General features: G+C 63.2%; 15 protein-coding genes and 1 pseudogene. 5 read left to right on the top strand and 11 right to left on the bottom strand.

The genetic code is table 11. The annotated features are described in order from the left end of the window. Positions 1 to 247: 247 nt before the first annotated feature. Positions 248 to 550 (top strand): annotated as a pseudogene (locus BM079_RS08520) (HU family DNA-binding protein); the annotation flags it as partial. 63 nt (positions 551 to 613) lie between these two features. On the opposite strand, the gene trpA reads toward BM079_RS08520, so the two are convergent. Then, positions 614 to 1435, bottom strand: coding sequence for a tryptophan synthase subunit alpha (gene trpA / locus BM079_RS08515; protein ID WP_175489648.1), 822 nt, complete (start codon positions 1433 to 1435; stop codon positions 614 to 616). Continuing rightward, the gene (gene trpB / locus BM079_RS08510) at positions 1435 to 2763 is read right to left on the bottom strand and encodes a tryptophan synthase subunit beta (protein WP_090132934.1); all 1329 of its coding nucleotides are present in this window, start codon (positions 2761 to 2763) and stop codon (positions 1435 to 1437) included. Before trpB ends, trpA begins: the two co-directional genes overlap by 1 nt. A 116-nt stretch (positions 2764 to 2879) precedes the next feature. Here trpB and BM079_RS08505 point away from each other — a divergent pair, with 116 nt between their 5' ends. The 3 genes from BM079_RS08505 (at position 2880) to BM079_RS08495 (ending at position 5357) form a co-directional block, all read left to right on the top strand. After that, positions 2880 to 3800: a LysR family transcriptional regulator gene (locus BM079_RS08505; protein WP_380059437.1), complete on the top strand. Its 921-nt coding sequence runs from the start codon at positions 2880 to 2882 to the stop codon at positions 3798 to 3800. 87 nt (positions 3801 to 3887) lie between these two features. Continuing rightward, positions 3888 to 4721, top strand: coding sequence for an AraC family transcriptional regulator (locus tag BM079_RS08500; protein WP_090132931.1), 834 nt, complete (start codon positions 3888 to 3890; stop codon positions 4719 to 4721). 15 nt (positions 4722 to 4736) lie between these two features. Beyond that, positions 4737 to 5357 carry a LysE family translocator gene (locus BM079_RS08495; protein WP_090132928.1) on the top strand — a complete coding sequence of 207 codons (621 nt, stop codon included), beginning with the start codon at positions 4737 to 4739 and terminating at the stop codon, positions 5355 to 5357. Between the two features lie 21 nt (positions 5358 to 5378). Here BM079_RS08495 and BM079_RS08490 read toward each other — a convergent pair whose 3' ends face one another. Genes BM079_RS08490 through BM079_RS08480 form a run of 3 tightly spaced genes read right to left on the bottom strand, consistent with a single transcriptional unit; the run spans position 5379 to position 9353 of the window. Next, positions 5379 to 6302, bottom strand: a complete 924-nt coding sequence (locus BM079_RS08490; RefSeq protein WP_245742895.1) for an oxygenase MpaB family protein — start codon at positions 6300 to 6302, stop codon at positions 5379 to 5381. Positions 6303 to 6333: 31 nt separating this feature from the next. After that, positions 6334 to 8439, bottom strand: coding sequence for an ATP-dependent DNA helicase RecG (recG, locus tag BM079_RS08485; RefSeq protein ID WP_090132926.1), 2106 nt, complete (start codon positions 8437 to 8439; stop codon positions 6334 to 6336). Continuing rightward, positions 8436 to 9353 carry a hydrogen peroxide-inducible genes activator gene (locus BM079_RS08480; protein WP_090132924.1) on the bottom strand — a complete coding sequence of 306 codons (918 nt, stop codon included), beginning with the start codon at positions 9351 to 9353 and terminating at the stop codon, positions 8436 to 8438. Before BM079_RS08480 ends, recG begins: the two co-directional genes overlap by 4 nt. 111 nt (positions 9354 to 9464) lie before the next feature. Here BM079_RS08480 and BM079_RS08475 point away from each other — a divergent pair, with 111 nt between their 5' ends. Further along, positions 9465 to 10340 (top strand): SDR family oxidoreductase, encoded by an 876-nt coding sequence (locus tag BM079_RS08475; RefSeq protein WP_090132922.1) that lies wholly within the window; start codon positions 9465 to 9467, stop codon positions 10338 to 10340. Positions 10341 to 10445: 105 nt separating this feature from the next. Here BM079_RS08475 and BM079_RS08470 read toward each other — a convergent pair whose 3' ends face one another. From BM079_RS08470 to BM079_RS08445, 6 genes are all read right to left on the bottom strand, one after another. Further along, entirely contained in the window at positions 10446 to 10835 is a 390-nt protein-coding gene (locus BM079_RS08470; RefSeq protein ID WP_090132920.1) for a RidA family protein, read from the bottom strand. A gap of 69 nt (positions 10836 to 10904) precedes the next feature. Further along, a complete protein-coding gene (locus BM079_RS08465; RefSeq protein ID WP_090132918.1) occupies positions 10905 to 13028 on the bottom strand; it encodes a RelA/SpoT family protein in 2124 nt (707 codons plus the stop codon). A gap of 26 nt (positions 13029 to 13054) precedes the next feature. After that, on the bottom strand, positions 13055 to 13306 hold the full coding sequence (gene rpoZ, locus BM079_RS08460; protein ID WP_090132916.1) for a DNA-directed RNA polymerase subunit omega: 252 nt from the start codon (positions 13304 to 13306) through the stop codon (positions 13055 to 13057). 91 nt (positions 13307 to 13397) lie between these two features. Beyond that, positions 13398 to 14030, bottom strand: coding sequence for a guanylate kinase (gene gmk, locus BM079_RS08455; RefSeq protein ID WP_090133293.1), 633 nt, complete (start codon positions 14028 to 14030; stop codon positions 13398 to 13400). A gap of 74 nt (positions 14031 to 14104) precedes the next feature. Beyond that, entirely contained in the window at positions 14105 to 14761 is a 657-nt protein-coding gene (gene grxB / locus BM079_RS08450; protein ID WP_090132914.1) for a glutaredoxin 2, read from the bottom strand. A 93-nt stretch (positions 14762 to 14854) separates the two neighbouring features. Continuing rightward, on the bottom strand, positions 14855 to 16978 hold the full coding sequence (locus BM079_RS08445) for a TonB-dependent siderophore receptor (RefSeq protein ID WP_245742886.1): 2124 nt from the start codon (positions 16976 to 16978) through the stop codon (positions 14855 to 14857). Positions 16979 to 17048 lie beyond the last annotated feature (70 nt).

The following is a 17048-nucleotide window of genomic DNA, read 5'->3' as shown; positions in this document are numbered from 1 at the left end:
TCGAGTATCTTTTTGTACCCGAAGGGTAAAAATATCATCCATTAGGCCGGATAAACGCCACAAAGTGCCATTTTGTGCAGTTTTGGCTGGCGTGAAGCGGGGCGGCGTTGCTAGTCTAGGCCCGTCGAACAGTGTTCGCCCTGCAAGGCCGGCCTCATGGCGCTGGTGCAGGGCAGTGAGCGACCCTTCGCACACCCGCTTGCAGTGTGCGAATTCGATATAACAATGGGCGGCACCAAAAAATCGCCATGTTATTGCCCAACCAGGAGGCGTTATGCGCAAACCAGAACTCGCCGCGGCCATTGCCGAGCAGGCGGATCTTTCAAAGGACAAGGCAGGTCAGGTACTCAACGTCGTACTCGACGAGATTACCCGCAGTGTGGCCCGAGGCGAAGATGTCACTCTGATCGGATTTGGCACCTTCACCGTACGCGAGCGCGCTGCACGTACCGGCAAGAATCCGCAGACCGGCAAGGAAATCCAGATCCCTGCCAGCAAGAACGTTGCGTTCAAGGCCGGCAAGGGTCTCAAGGACGCCGTTTCCAAATAATTCCTGTCACGGAATGACGGCGTTGATATCACCGGCTGCCCCAGGGCAGCCGGTGTTGTTTTGTCAGGCCGTGGCCTTTCGCGCGTGCCTGACACCCTCGGAGAGTTCGCGCACCAGCGCGTGCACGGCCCGGGTGCCGGCATCGACACTGTCGGCATGTTCGATGCAACTGATCAGCGCTGATCCGACCACCACGGCATCGGCAAAACGGCCGATACTGGCTGCCTGCTCGGCGCTTCGAATGCCAAAGCCCACCGCAATCGGCAGTTCGGTATGGGCGCGGATGCGTGTGATCGAGCGCTCGACGCTCTCCGGCGTGGGCGCGGCAGCCCCCGTCACCCCGGCCACCGAGACGTAGTAGATAAAGCCCGAGGTGTTTTCCAGCACCCGCGGCAGGCGCTTGTCATCGGTGGTGGGCGTGGCCAGACGAATGAAATCGATACCAGCACGCGCCGCCGGCAGGCACAGCTCACCGTCATGCTCCGGCGGCAGGTCCACCACGATCAGCCCGTCGATGCCCGCCTCCGAGGCGTCCTTCAGAAACCGTTCGACACCGTAGCGATAGATGGGGTTGTAATACCCCATCAGCACGATGGGCGTGTCCTGATCCTCGCGACGAAACTCGCGCACCATCTCGAGCGTTTTCTGTTGGGTGTGCTGCCCCTTCAGCGCGCGCAGGGCGGCCTTCTGGATCGACGGGCCGTCGGCCATCGGGTCGGTGAACGGCATGCCCAGCTCGATGATGTCGGCACCGGCGCCCGGCAGCCCCTTGAGCGTATCGAGCGAGGCCTGATAGTTCGGGTCGCCGGCCATGGTAAAGGTGACCAGCGCCGCACGATCTTCAGCCTTGAGCGCTTCGAGGCGGCGCGTAATACGTGTGGCCATTATTCGGTCTCCCCGGTTTTCTTCGCCACATCGTGCGGCGGCTGCATGTCATCGATCCGGCCGGGCTCGGCGGCCTCTACCGTGGTGTTGGGCAGTTTGTCGGTATCACCGTGCTGCTCGAGCCAGTTGGCCACGCTGGCCATGTCCTTGTCGCCGCGCCCGCTCATGTTGAGCACGATCAGATGATCACTCGGCAGATCAGGAGCGATCTTTCTCAGATGCGCCAGTGAGTGCGCCGACTCCAGCGCCGGAATGATGCCTTCAAGTTCACAGCACAGCTTGAAGGCCTCGATCGCTTCACTGTCGGTGATCGAGACATACTCGACGCGCTTCTGGGTGTGCAGCCAGGCGTGCTCGGGGCCAATGCCGGGATAGTCCAGACCGGCCGAAACCGAGTGGGCATCGGTGATCTGGCCGTCAACGCTTTGCAGCAGGAAGGTGCGATTGCCGTGCAGCACGCCCGGCTCGCCGCCGTTGAGGCTCGCGGCGTGTTCGCCGGTCTCGATGCCGTGACCGGCGGCTTCGACGCCGATCATGTGGACGCTTTCATCATCCAGCATCGGGTGAAAAAGCCCCATGGCGTTGGAGCCACCACCGATGCAGGCCATCAGCGTGTCCGGCAGGCGCCCTTCCTTCTCCAGCATCTGTTCGCGGGTTTCGCGCCCGATCACCGACTGGAAATCACGGACCATGGCCGGATAGGGGTGCGGCCCCGCCACCGTGCCGATCAGATAGAAGGTGGAATCCACATTGGTAACCCAGTCGCGCAGCGCCTCGTTCATGGCGTCCTTGAGCGTGCCGGTGCCGGATTCGACCGGAATGACCTCGGCGCCCAGCAGCTTCATGCGAAAGACGTTGGGCTGCTGGCGCTCGATGTCGGTGGCGCCCATGTAGATCACGCATTCCATGCCGAAGCGCGCCGCCACGGTGGCGGTGGCCACGCCGTGCATGCCGGCGCCGGTCTCGGCGATGATGCGCTTCTTGCCCATCTTGCGGGCCAGCAGGATCTGGCCGATGCAGTTGTTGATCTTGTGCGCGCCGGTGTGATTGAGATCCTCGCGCTTGAAATAGATCTTTGCACCGCCCAGATGCTCGGTCAGGCGCTCGGCGTAATACAGCGGCGTAGCCCGGCCGATGTAGTCGCGCTGGTAGCCCTCCAGCTCGCGGCGAAAGGCCTCATCGGTACGTGACCACTCCCAGGCTTCCTCGAGTTCGAGAATCAGGGGCATCAGGGTTTCGGCCACGAAGCGGCCGCCGAAATCGCCGTAGAAACCGTCGGCGTTCGGTCCCTGCGAGAAGCGTTTGGTGGTATCAGTAGCAGACGACATGGTGATCTCCCTGTACGTCACAAGCATCGGTAACGGGTATCGATGGGGTGTCTCGATGATGTGTCTATCGTGCCAGCTCGATGCGTGGGTTAACATCGATAAATCTGCAATGACACTTGAGAAAAACTCACATTACCATGCCGGAATCGCTGCCACCGCTCAACGCCCTGAAAGCCTTTGAAGCCGCTGCACGCCTGGGCAGCGTCACACTGGCGGCTCAGGAGCTGAGTGTTACCCATGGCGCCGTCAGCCGCCAGATTCGTGCGCTGGAGGCACATTTCGAGACGTCACTGTTCGAGCGTGCCGGGCGCGGTCTGGTGCTGAGTCGTCACGGCCGCCAGCTCCAGGCCGGGGTCAGTGAAGCCTTCACCGTGCTGCGGGCGAGCTGTCGGGCCCTGAGTCGCGACATCGAGGATGCCCCCTTTACGCTGGCCTGTCCGGGCAGCCTGCTGGCGCGCTGGCTGATTCCGCGGCTGGACCGTCTGCACCGGGAGCTGCCGGCGCTGAGACTCAACGTGCTGGCCAGCGACGGCGAGCCCGACCCAGGGCGCAATGACATCAGCGCAGCGCTGGCCTTCATCGCGCCCCCCTGGCCTTCTGATCGGCAGGTCATCGAGATCGCCGCCGAGACCATCGGCGCGGTTGCCGCCCCTGATATCGCGGCCCGACTGACCGGGCGACCGGTCGAGGCGCTGCTGGAGGAGACGATTCTGGAAACCGCCTCACGCCCCCAGGCCTGGCCGCAGTGGGGTCAGGCCCGGGGGGTTGAGCGCGAGGCGCTGACACGGGCTCGACAGGCGGGTCAGAGTTTTGAGCATCTCTATTATCTGCTGGAGGCGGCGCTGGCGGGTTTGGGCGTGGCGATTGCGCCGCGTCTGGTGATCGAGGGCGATCTTAAAAGCGGTCGGCTGGTGGCCCCCTGGGGGTTTGTCGAGACCGATGCCCGGCTCTGTCTGCTGCTGGCCCGTGGTACGCCGCGCCACAGCGGCGAGGCGCTGGCGGCGTGGCTACGCCACGAGCTGACCGCGCCCGCGTGAGGCGTCGGTACAGGTGAGCAATAACGTTCAAGCTGCAGGACGGGCGATGCGTTTACGCTTTGAAGGTGACGCTTCGGGAGAGCCGCGATGAACAGCGCGTTCGAGTTTCAGTTTTCCAGCAGTCGGCATGTGCCGACGCTCAAGGTACTCAGTGCCTCGATCAGTGATTTTCGCTATGACCGCCACGCCCATACGGAGTATGCCTTCGGCGTGACGCTGGCCGGGCGGCAGGACTTCTTCAGTGCCGGCGCTTACCACCGCAACCCGCCGGGCAGCGTGATCTTTTTTAACCCCGAACAGCCCCATGACGGCGAGTCCGGCGGCGACCACCGCCTGGACTACGTCATGACCTATGTTTCCCCCGACACGCTGGCGCCGATGTTTGCCGCGGCCGCCGGCGACGAACAGGCCGGCAGCCTTTCAAGTCCGCAAACGCTGATCACGGACCCGGTCCTGCGCGATACCATCCTGGCGCTGTCGCGTCTGGTACAGGGCGGCATCGGCAGCCGGATCGATCAGGAGCATCTGCTCGGCCGGATCGCTACCCGGATGACGCAGCGCGCCGGGCGCTATCAGACCGTCTCACCGGCCGCCTCCCGGCCCGACCGGCTGCTGATGCGTGCCTGTGACTATATCCGGGCCCATCTCGATCAGGAGCTGTCGCTTGAGCGCATCAGTGCTGCCGCGAACCTGTCCCGCTATCACTTTCTGCGCCTTTTCCGGGCGCAGTTCGGCATGACCCCGCACCAGTACGTGATCAGTTGCCGCATCGATGCCGCAAGAGGCGCGCTGGAAGCAGGTGCCACGCCCGGTGACGTGGCCCTGCGTTATGGCTTTGCCGATCACAGCCACTTCAACCGCCGCTTCAAGCGCATCCACGGTGTCACGCCCTTTCAATATCAGCAAAGCCTTGCCCACTGATTCGGAACGTCCATCATGCTTGCCATCATCGTTTATGCCCTGGGCATCATGTATTCGCCCGGGCCCGTGAATCTGCTCGGCCTCAACATGGGTCTGCACGGTCAGGCCCGACGCGCCATCGGTTACTATCTGGGCGTGGGGCTGGCCATGCTGATCCTCTTTATGCTGTTCGGCCTCGCCGGCGCGGCCTGGGTCAAACCGGGTGTGCTGATCGTCTTCGGGGCGCTGGGGTGCGGCTATATCCTCTATCTCGCCGTTAAAATCGCGCGCGCCAGCATCGATCCAAACGCGCTTGCCAGCACGCCGCGCGTGATGACCTTCCGCGACGGGCTATTCATGCAGCTGGGCAATCCCAAGGGCGTGGTGGCCACGCTGCCGATTGCCACCCTGCAATTTCCGGCCGCCGGCATTCACGGCGCAGGGCTGATCATCTGGTCGCTCGGACTGGCGGCGCTGGCCGTGGGTGCCCCGGGCAGCTATGCCGTGCTTGGCGCGATCATGGGACGTCGGCTGGAGAGTGCTCGGGTGCTCAAGGGGATCAATCTGGTCATGGCAGCGCTGCTGGTCGGCGTGGCGCTGTCCATGGGCTGGGAGCATGTCTGGTTGCCTTTGATGACATCGTCCGGCCAGGCGTAAACCTGAATCGACGTAGAAAGCTCATTTTTTCGCGCTCTGCAGTCGTTCCAGCGCGCGGCGGTAGGCACCGCTGCGCACTGCCTTGCTGATCATCGGCATCGCGCTCTTGATACCGGTGCGCACCGCCTGCCGCTTGAGGCGTGACATGTTTAGTCCCAGCATCTCGCTGGCCCAGTCAGGAAGCAGATCGATCCCCGCCTGCATAAAGAGCGCCCCGGCCGGGCGCAGCACGAGATTGCGCGGCGGCGCATCAAGCAGCACCTGAATGACCTCCCGGGTGCGTGCATCACAGATCAGCTCAGGGCGCGTCCGCGCAAGATACTCCTCCACCGCCGCGCGACTGTCCGGCACGTTGCGTGCACCGAGTGCCTCGGCGATGCAGGCGGTCTCGAAGAAATAGCGGTCCTGGTCAGCGTGACTCATCTGTGGATTGCGATAGCGCAGATGCCCGGCCATGAAGCGGCTCATTTCGGCCACGTGCACCCATACCAGCAGGTCGGGATCATCGGCGGCGTAGGGGCGGCCGTCGGTGGCGTGACCCTTCACGTACTCATGCACCCGACGCACGCGTGCAATCGCCGTTTCGGCCTGCTCAAAGGTGCCAAAGCTTGTGGTGGCGATGAAATCGCTGGTGCGCCTGAGCCGCCCGATCATGTCCTCGCGAAAGCGCGAATGGTCCCAGATACCGGCCAGCGCCAGCGGATGCAGCATCTGTAAAAGCAGCGCGCTGATACCGCCGCACATCATCGGCGTGAAATCGCCGTGCAGGTTTCTGACCAGCCCGTCACGGGGAAAGGGCCCGGGATTCTGATCGGTACGCGCCTGGCCCAGGCGCTCGATCATGGCGTCACGCAGAAAGGTCGAGGTCATGGGTGTATGGTTCGCATCCCCGGCATTGGAAAAGGCGTCAGGACTGCTTTCAGTGTAGGCCAGCCGGTCGCGCATGGGCGCGCGATCCGTAACTGGAGCAACCGGCCTACACCTGCCCGTACTGGCCGGCGGCCTCGCCGAGCCAGCGGCGGATCAGGGGGTCGACCGACTCGGGCGTTTGATCCAGCATGGCGCGGGTGAGACCGCGCACCGGGTCGAGCAGGTCGCGGTCGCGAGTGAGATCGGCGATCTTCATGCCGACCAGACCGGTCTGGCGGGTGCCGAGCACCTCGCCGGGTCCGCGCAGTTCCAGATCGCGCTCGGCGATGCGAAAGCCGTCGCTGGAGTCGCGCAGTACCGCCAGGCGCTCGCGGGAGGTGTCCGACAGCGGCGGATGATAGAGCAGCACGCAGAAGCTCTCCACCGTACCGCGGCCGACCCGGCCCCGGAGCTGATGCAGCTGGGCCAGCCCGAGGCGCTCGGGGTTTTCGATAATCATCAGACTGGCATTGGGCACATCGACGCCCACCTCGATGACCGTGGTGGCGACCAGCAGATCCACCTCGCCGTCGCGAAAGGCGTTCATCACCTCGGCCTTTTCCTGGGCCTTCATGCGGCCGTGCACCAGCCCGACCTGAAACTCCGGCAGCGCCTCGGTCAGGGTATCGCGGGTGACCTCTGCGGCCTGGCAGGTGAGCGCCTCGGACTCCTCGATCAGGGTACAGACCCAGTAGACCTGACGCCCTTCGAGACAGGCATTGCGAATGCGCTCGGTCACCTCGCCACGCCGCTCGTCGGACACCGCAATCGTTTTGACCGGCGTGCGCCCGGGCGGCAGCTCGTCGATCACCGAGACGTCCAGATCGGCGTAGGCGCTCATCGCCAGCGTTCGCGGGATGGGGGTGGCGGTCATGATCAGCTGGTGCGGGGTGGTGCCGCTCACCTCCCCCTTCTGGCGCAGCGCCAGGCGCTGATGCACGCCAAAGCGGTGCTGCTCGTCGATGACGGCCAGACCCAGACGATGAAAATGGACATCTTCCTGAAAGAGCGCATGGGTGCCGGCCACGACCCGGGCATGCCCTTCGCTGATCCGGGTCTTGGCGTCCAGCCGCGCCTTGCCCTTGAGCTTGCCCGAGAGCCAGGCCACCTCGATGCCCAGCGGCTCGAACCAGCGCTTGAGGCTCTTGTAGTGCTGTTCGGCCAGCAGTTCAGTGGGCGCCATGAGCGCTGCCTGATAGCCGCCGCTGACGGCCTGCAGCATGGCCATGGCGGCCACGACCGTCTTGCCGGAGCCGACATCGCCCTGCACCAGGCGCAGCATGGGGATGGTCTGCGTGATGTCGGCGCTGATCTCGCTCAGCACGCGACGCTGGGCTCCGGTCAGCGAAAACGGCAGCTGGGTCAGAAACCGGGTCGCCAGACCGCCGCTGGCGGGCAGTGCGGGGGCAGCGTCTTCCTGAATGCGCAGGCGAATGCGGTAGAGACTGAGCTGATGGGCTAGAAGTTCCTCCAGCGCCAGCCGTCGCTGGGCCGGGTGGTGCCCCTCGGCAAGCGTTTCCAGCGGCGCATCCGGCGGCGGGAAGTGCAGATAGTCCAGCGACTCGCGCAGTGCGGGCAGGCGAAAGCGACTGCGCAGCGACTCGGGAATCAGCTCCTCGAGCGCGAGGCTGCCCTGGTCGAGATGCTCAAACGCCTGACGAATCAGGGCGCGCAGCCGCGGCTGGGCCAGCCCTTCCGTGGTCGGGTAGACGGGCGTGAGGGTCTCCTCGACCTCCTTGCCGGTATCGTCCTTTAAAAGCCGGTACTCGGGGTGGTACATCTCGAGCCCGGTACTGCCGGAGCGGGCCTCACCGAACAGGCGCAGGCGGGTGCCGCGGGCAAACTGGGTGGTCTGTGCCTGGGAAAAGTGAAAAAAGCGCAGCGACAGAATGCCCGAGCCGTCGCGCAGGCGGACCAGCAGGCTGCGCCGGCGCCCCTGAATCACATCGGCGGCCGTAACCTCACCTTCCACGACGGCTTCGTGACCGGCGCGCAGGCCTGCGATCGGTGTGACCCGGGTGCGGTCCTGATAGCGCAGCGGCAGATGAAAGAGCAGGTCTTCAGCCGCCTGCAGCCCAAGGCGCTCAAGGCGCTCGCGCATGGCCGGACCCACGCCCTTGAGCGTATCGAGATCCGTCGCGCCGCTGGCGGGCCGGGTCACGGCAGTGCTCATCGTGATTCGGTGGCCTGCTGACAGGCGCGAATGGCGCGGGTGATCGAATCGATCGCCTTGGGCCGCGGGAAGCTGGCCCGCCAGGCCAGCGCCACGGTGCGGCTTGGTACCGGGTCCTTGAAGGGGCGCGTCTCCAGCACGCCGCGGGCGTAGTGAGCGCTGTCGGTGGCCGAACGTGGTACCACGGTAATACCCAGCCCCGAGGCGACCATGTGGCGGATGGTTTCCAGCGAGCCGCCTTCGGCTATCAGGGTGTTGCCGGGCTGATGGACGTGATCCTTGATGGTCGGGCAGGCTTCGAGCACCTGATCGCGGAAGCAGTGGCCCTCGCCCAGCATCAGCATCTTCTCGTCATGGAGGACCTCGCGGTCGATCTCCTTGCGATCAAGCCAGGGATGACCGGTCGGCAGCAGCACTTCAAAGGGCTCATCATAGAGCGACTTGGTCAGGACATCGGGCTCGGCAAAGGGCAGCGCCACGATGATCACATCCAGCTCGCCGGAGCGCAGTTTGCGCCGAAGCTCACCGGTCAGGTTCTCCTCGATGTAGAGCGGCATCTGAGGGGCCTCCTCGGAGAGCCTTGGAATCAGATACGGGAAGAGATAGGGGCCGATGGTGTGAATGGCCCCGACGCGCAGGGGGCTTGAGAGCTGGTCCTTGCCCTCGTTGGCCAGCTCCTTGATGGCGCCGGCCTGTTCGAGCACGCGACTGGCCTGCTCGATGATCTTTTCACCCAGTGGGGTCACCTGGACGGTGGACTTGCTGCGCTCGAACAGCGCCACGCCCAGCTCTTCCTCCAGTTTCTTGACCGCCACCGACAGGGTCGGCTGGGAGACGAAGCAACGCTCGGCGGCGCGCCCGAAATGGCGCTCCTGGGCCAAGGTTACGATGTAGCGAAGTTCTGTTAGAGTCATGTAGCAGACCGAGCCAGCACGTGGAACAGGAAATTGTCGCAGGAAGCGACCGTTCAATTCAGGGCCTTATAGTCAAACCTTATCGGCCCTATCAAGCAAGGAGCTTAGCGGGTGAACAAGACAATTCTCATCCTTGGATGCGGTGATGTTGGTACCGCACTGGGGCAGCGCAAGCTCGCACAGGGATATCGCGTGGTCGGTGTTCGCCGCCATGCCGAGGGACTCGAGCGCAGCGGTATCGAAGCTTTATCGATGGATATCAATGACGTTTCCTCGCTCGAGGCGCTGCCGGATGCCGACATTGTAGTCTATGCACTCAGCGCTGACCGCTTCGAAGAGAGCGCCTATCAGGCGGCCTACGTCGATGGTCTCGATCGGGTGCTGAGCCACTATGAAGCGCGCGAGCGTGCACCGCAGCATGTGTTCTTTGTCTCCTCGACCTCGGTCTACGGTCAGCAGGAGGGAGAGACGGTCGACGAAGAAAGCGTGACCGAGCCCCAGAGTTTCTCCGGACGCCTGCTGGTCGAGGCCGAACAGCGTCTGGCCAAAAGCGTTCTGCCCGGCACGGCTGTACGCTTTTCGGGCATCTATGGCCCCGGCCGCGAGCGGCTGATCGGCCAGGTGCAGGAAGGTCGCATCGCGCCAAAGAGTCCGCCGATGTACTCCAACCGCATCCATCGCGACGACTGTGCCGGCGTGCTGGATTTTCTCATCGAGCGCGCCGTCAGCAATGAACCGCTGGCGCCGGTCTATCTGGGCAGCGATACCGAGTCCACGCCGCTGCATGACGTAATGATGTGGCTGGCGGCCCGGCTCAATGTCGAGCCCAGCAGCACCATCCAGTCGCCGCTGCGTCGTCGCGCCAGCAAGCGCTGCGACAGCGCTCGGCTGGTCGAGGCCGGCTACCACTTTGAGTACCCCACCTTTCGCGAAGGCTACGCTCAGGTGCTCAAGGCGGCCGGCGTTCAGGTCAGCGAGCAGGCCTGACGCTGCGCGAGGGTCCTGCCGGGCGTAGACCGGATATATGAAAGGGGGCGATGGCCTGTGCCATCGCCCCCTTTCATTGCGGTCACCGGTCAGTCGTGAGACGACTCAGTCGCCCAGCACCATGACCCCTTCGGCTTCAAACTGGCTGCCCTTGGGCAGCTCCTTTACGCCCACGGCGGCACGCGCCGGATAGGGCGGCTGGAACCACTCTTCCATGACCGCGTTGACGCGAGCAAAGTGCGACAGGTCGGTCAGGTAGAGGTTGAGTTTGACGATGTCAGCCAGCGTTCCGGCGGCTTCTTCACAGACGGCCTTCATGTTTTTGAAGACCTGATGGGCCTGCTGCTCGATGTCGTCGCTCACGATCTCCATGCTGACCGGGTCCAGCGGAATCTGACCCGACAGATAGATGGTGTTGCCGGCCTTGATGGCCTGCGAATAGGGCCCGATGGCCTTTGGCGCGTGATCGGTATGGATGGCGGCACGGTTACTCATGAACACTCCCTGCGTTGTTGTCGCAACGTGTTGTCGAGACGCTTTAAAAGGGGATGATGCGATATATCGTCAGCTGCCGGTACGCGAGATGCGACCCACATAGGCCAGGTTGCGAATACGCTTGATGATACGTGCCAGATGCACGCGGTTGCGCACGGCAAGGGTCAGGTTGACGATCGACAGACGCTCATCACGCTCCTCGATATTGATGCGCTCGATATTGGCTTCGGCGTCGTTGATCAGGCTGGCAAGCTCGGCCACCAGCCCGCGACGCGTTTCGATTTCAATGCGCAGCCCCACCGGGAAGTCATCCTCCACGGTGTCGGACCACTGCAGTGGGAAGCACTTTTCCGGGTCTTCACGGCAGTCTTCCAGATTACCGCATTCGCTGCGATGCACCACAATGCCGCGTCCGGCGCTGAGGCTGCCGACAATGGCATCCCCCGGCAATGGATAGCAGCAGCGGGCAAAGCTGATCACCATGTTGTGGGCGCCGCTGATCGCCATGGCGCCCTGATCGTCACTATGGGCCTCAATCTGTTCGGGCTCGCTGTCGGCCAGCCGCCGCGCCACGCTCCAGGCCACACGGCTGCCCAGCCCGATCTCCTCGAGCAGGTCATCCAGCGTGTCCAGTGACAGCGCCTTGAGCAGTTCGTCGACGTGGGCAGGCGCGAGGCTGTCCAGCGTCATGTTGAACGAAGAGAGCGCCTGGTTGAGCAGGCGTCGGCCCAGCGCTACCGAGTCGTTGCGCTGCTGATGCTTGAGGGCATGACGCACCGCCGAACGGGCCTTGGCCGTGATCGTGAACGACAGCCATGCCAGATTGGGCTGGGCGCCGGGGGCGGTGATGATTTCAACCGTCTGGCCGCTTTCAAGGCGCGATGACAGCGGCGCCAGATGCCGGTCGATGCGACAGGCGATGCAGCTGTTGCCGATGTCGGTGTGCACCGCGTAGGCAAAGTCGATTGCGGTAGCGCCGCGCGGCAGTTCCATGATGTCGCCCTTGGGGGTGAACACGTAGGCGTCATCGGGGAACAGGTCGTTTTTGACGTGTTCGATGAACTCCAGCGAATTGCCGGCGTGGCGCTGCATTTCCAGCAGGCCGCGTACCCATTCGCGAGCGCGGGCGTGGCTGCCCATGGCGATCGGGCGGTCGGTCTGCCCGGCCTTGTAGAGCCAGTGGGCGGCAATACCGTTGTTGGCCATCGCCTCCATCTCGCGGGTGCGAATCTGCACCTCGATGGGAATACCGTTGGGGCCAAAGAGCGTGGTATGCAGGCTCTGGTAGCCGTTGGCCTTGGGGATGGCGATGTAGTCCTTGAAGCGCCCCGGCACCGGCTTGTAGAGATTGTGCACCGCGCCCAGGATGCGATAGCAGGTATCGACCCGATCGGTGACGATGCGAAAGCCGAACACGTCCATCAGCTCGTTGAAGGGCTTGCGCTGATCGCGCATCTTGCGATAGATCGACAGCAGATGCTTCTGGCGGCCCATTACCGTGCCGGGCAGCTCGTCGCCATCCAGCGTGCTCTGCAGGGTGCTCTGAACGTGGCGCACCATCGAGCGGCGGTTGCCGCGCGCCTTGACCACCGCGCGCTGGATGCGCTCGGCGCGCATCGGGTGGATGGCCTGAAAGGAGAGGTCCTCCAGCTCCACCCGGATGGTGTTGATGCCCAGTCGCCCGGCGATGCGTGAATAGATCTCGAGCGTCTCGCGGGCGATACGCCGCTTCTTGTCCGGGCGCAGGGCACCCAGGGTGCGCATGTTGTGCAGCCGGTCGGCCAGCTTGACGATGATGACGCGAATATCACGCGACATCGCCAGCACCATCTTCTGGAAGTTTTCCGCCTGGGCGACGGCCTTGTCCTCGAAGGTGATCTGGGTCAGCTTCGAAACGCCATCGACCAGCTCGGCCACTTCCTCGCCGAACTGGCGCGACAGCGCCTCCTTGGTGATGCCGGTATCCTCGATCACATCATGGAGCATCGCCGCCATCAGGCTTTGATAGTCCATGTGCATGTTGGCCAGGATGTTGGCCACGGCCAGCGGGTGGGTCACATAGGGCTCGCCGGAGCGGCGATGCTGGCCGTCGTGGGCCTGTTCGGCGTAGTAGAAGGCGCGTCTGACCTGCGCGATCTCATCGACGGTCAGGTAGCCGTCCAGGCGGTCGGAGAGATCATCGATCGTGAACATGGCAGGTCAGTGTATGGGCAATGGGCTTATTCGCTTTCCGGTTCGTAACGGGGGCGCTGCGGGACCATGGCTTCCAGCGGCTCGTTGAGCACGGAGCGGTCGACCTTTTGCGCGGCGATTTCACGCAGGGCCATGACGGTAGCCTTGTCGTTTTCCCACGGGAGTTCGGCATTGCGCGAGCCGCGAGCCAGCTGGCGGGCGCGGTGGGTCGCGACCATGACCAGCTGAAAGCGGTTATCCATGTATTCGAGACAATCTTCAACCGTTACTCGTGCCATGATGCTGGCTCCTGAATGCGTGTGGTCTGAGTGAAGGCGTCCGGCGCGTCACCAGGCCGGGCGTTATCGTGTTCGGAAGGGGGAACCGAGTCTACCGGAGCCCTTCCACTTCTGACAAGAGCTCACCGATCAGCGCATGGTTTGCCGCCTTTACTCGCGTCATTCGAAGACGTTCGGCACCGATCAGTCCTTTCAATTCGTCGACGGCGGTGGCGAAATCATCGTTGATGACGAGATAGTCGTACTCATCAAAATGGGACATCTCGCTGATCGCATCGCGCATGCGCCGGTCAATGGTGACAGCGTCGTCCTGGCCGCGACCCGCCAGGCGTTCGCGCAGGGCCTCGCGCGAGGGCGGCAGGATGAAAATCGACACCGCCTCCTGCATCTGCTGACGAACCTGACGCGCGCCCTGCCAGTCGATCTCGAGAATCACATCTTCGCCATGAGACAGGCGCTTTTCCACTTCAATGCGTGAGGTGCCGTAATGGCGATCAAACACCCAGGCGTGTTCAAAGAACTCGTGACGCTGGATCATCGCTTCGAAGGTGGGCTCGTCCACGAAGTGATAGTTGATGCCATCGGTCTCGCCGGTGCGGCGATGGCGGGTCGTATGAGAGACCGACACACCGATGTTATCGGTGGCGGCTACGAGCTCGCGCACCAGACTGGTCTTGCCGGCGCCCGATGGGGCGGAAATGATGTAGAGCGTGCCCTGAGACATGAAAACGGTCCGAATGAATGGCTGCAAGGCGCACCATTATGGCACAGCCCTGCAGCCGCCCGTGAGGAGATTGCTCAGGCCGCGACGGCGATCTCGTCATGCAGGGGCACATCGGCCAGCTGCGCCATGGCCTGCCGATAGGCTTCAACGTTTTTCGGATACTTCACGCCTTCCACCAGCGAGAGCTGGCGCAGCACCGGGAAGAGCTCGATGTCATCCATGGAGAGCACCTCGTTGACGGCCTCCGGCGACTGGATCAGGGCATCCAGCTCGTTGAGCCAGCGCTCCACCTCCACCATGAGTTCCGGTGTCTGCTCGAGCAGCGTGTCGAAGCTGCCAAATGCGACCTCCTTGTTGGCCGTGAAATACTCGGCAGCCTCGACAGTGGCGAATTCGCCCAGCGGCGCCTTCGGCACGCGGGGGATGAAGAGTCTGGCCACGGTATCGGAGGCGGCGCTGACCCAGCGGGTGATTTCCGGATTGCGCGGGCCATCCATGACCTTCACGCCTTCCGCCTGGCTGTCGATGCCCTTCACGATGTCCATGCTCTCGCCCATGGTGTGTCCATCCTCGAATTCGAGGATCGGCACCTTCTTTTCACCGATCAATCGGGTGGGCGTTTCGGCGTCGTCGTTGAGCAGCGTCTGCAGCGTGATCGGTACATCCCGCAGGCCGAAAATCATGCGTGCCTTGACGCAAAAGGGGCAGTGGTCGTAGATGTAGAGGTTCATGCTTTTCCCTGTGCCATTCCCAATGGATTTCGCGTTTATCAAAGCCTGGGCCACGCACGCCGCTGCCGCCAGTCGAAAGTCATGCCTGATCGGTCAGAAGCTCAGGCTGGCACTCAGACTGACCTCCATGGGATCCCCCACCACGACCCGGGTATCGCCGCCACTGGAAGGGTAATAGGTCGTATCGAACAGGTTGTGAACGTTGAGCTGTACGTGGGTATTGTCGCCCAGCCAGCCGTTGTCCCAGGCGATAAAGGCGTCGGCCACGGTATAGTCGTCAAGGCTGAAGCTGTTCTCGGCATCTCCCTGGCGATGGCCGACATAGCGCAGGCCGCCGCCGACCCGCCAGCGACCGTTTTCGGGCGCAACATCAAGCTCTCGGGTCAGCAGCAGTGAGGCGGTGTGACGCGCCACATTGGGCAACTCGTTGCCTTCGGTACCGCCTTCGGCGTCCTTGCGTACCTCGGCATCGGTCCAGGTATAGCTCCCCAGCAGCGAGAGCCGGTCAGTCAATTGCCCCTGCAGGGCAAGTTCCACGCCCCTGGCGTCGCTTTTGCCCACGGCGTTGGAGACGCCATTGTCGGTGACGACCACGTTTTTCTTGGTGATCTCGAAATAGGCCAGCGACGCTTCAAGACGTTCTTCGAGCAGGCGTCGTTTCAGTCCGATTTCCCAGCCATGCCCCTCTTCCGGATCGAAGGTCTGGCCGGTGTCGCTGTCCGGGACGTTGGGAATAAAGGATTCGCTGTAACTCGCGTAGGCCGACGTCACGGGATCGATCCTGTAGAGCAAGCTGGCATGCGGCAGGAAGACGGTATCGTCGCTATCGGTATCCGTCACGAAGGGGCGCCCCTGTCCGCCCTTCTGCTCGGTGTACTGATAGCGTCCGCCCAGCCCTAGAGTCCAGCGCTCACCGAGGTGGATGGCATCGTCGACATAGGCGGCAGTGCTGTTGATTTCATCGAGACGGTTGCTGCGCGCGGTTTCGTAGGTCGCACCGTCAAGATCGAGATCACCGTAATCGGGATCATAAATCGAGATCGTATCGGTCGTGCCACGATAGCGGTCGGCCAGATAGTCACGGCGACGTTCGTGATCCGCGCCCAGGGTGATCTCATGGCGAATGCCGGCCAGGTCCACATTGCCGAGCAGCTCGGCAGCGCTATAGATGACCCGGCGATCGAAGCCGTGATTGGCATCGGCGCGGCGACGGGCGTTGCCCTGTTCGTCGACGCTCAGGACTCGTGGCTGACCATCATCATACTGGCGCCGATTCCAGCCCCAGGTGAGGCGGCTGGTCCAGTCGGCATCGAGATCCTGCTCCCAGCGAGCGGTCAATGACTGGTCGTGCCCGGTCACCCTTGACCAGTTTTCGTCGAGACGACGCTTGCGTGGAATATCGACCGGACGGCCATCGACGAAGGCGGTGCCGCGATCCAGAGTCAGGTCGTAGTCACGATATTCGTAGGCAAGCCACAATCGGGTATCGTCGTCTTCCCAGGCCAGCGAGGGGGCAATCACGGTCTGGCGGTTGTTGCCGAAGTTGCGCCAGTAATCCTTGTCCTGATGGCCGACAATGAATCGAAAGGCGGCGCCGCTGTCGCCCAGCGGGCCGGTCAGATCGATGCTGGCATTGCCGCCGCCAAACGAGCTGCCCTCCCCGCTGATCGTGCGCTGCCATTCATATTGCGGCTTTTTGGTGACGAGGTTGATGACCCCACCCGGCTCCTGGATGCCATATCGAAACGAGCCCGGTCCCTTGAGCACTTCGATGCGCTCGGTGGTAAACAGCGGGAAGGTGTTGCGCGGCTGTCGGATGCCGTCGCGCAGGACCGACCCGTCACTGTTGCTGCCAAACCCGCGTTTCATGAAGCCCGCTTCGGTACCGCCCATGGTATTGCCCTGGGTGACGCCAGGGACAAAGGCCATGGCGTCGGTCAGGGAATCGGCGCTGATATCCGCGATCATCTGCGGTGTGATCGCATTGACGGTCCGCGCCTGGTCGAGAAAGTCAGTCTGGCGGCCGGTCACCATGCTGGAAGTACCCGGTCGGTAGCCCTGAGCGGGTGATGCCCCGATTCGGGAGGCGGTCACTGTAAGTGAGTCAAGGGTATCGGTTTCGGCGGCGCTGGCGTTGGTAGAGATGAGCGAACCTGCCGATAGCAGGAGCAGTGTCGTGACAAGCGACATCGGCAGCCCGGAGTGGCGTTGTGACATGGTATGTGTTCCCTGAAATATGCCGCTTGTGCGGCGTGTCATGACCGTCATCAAAGGGCGGTCGTTATGG

Source organism: Kushneria avicenniae (assembly GCF_900112585.1).
In the GTDB taxonomy this organism is placed as follows: Bacteria; Pseudomonadota; Gammaproteobacteria; order Pseudomonadales; family Halomonadaceae; genus Kushneria; species Kushneria avicenniae.
This window is presented reverse-complemented; position numbering and strand designations above follow the sequence as displayed.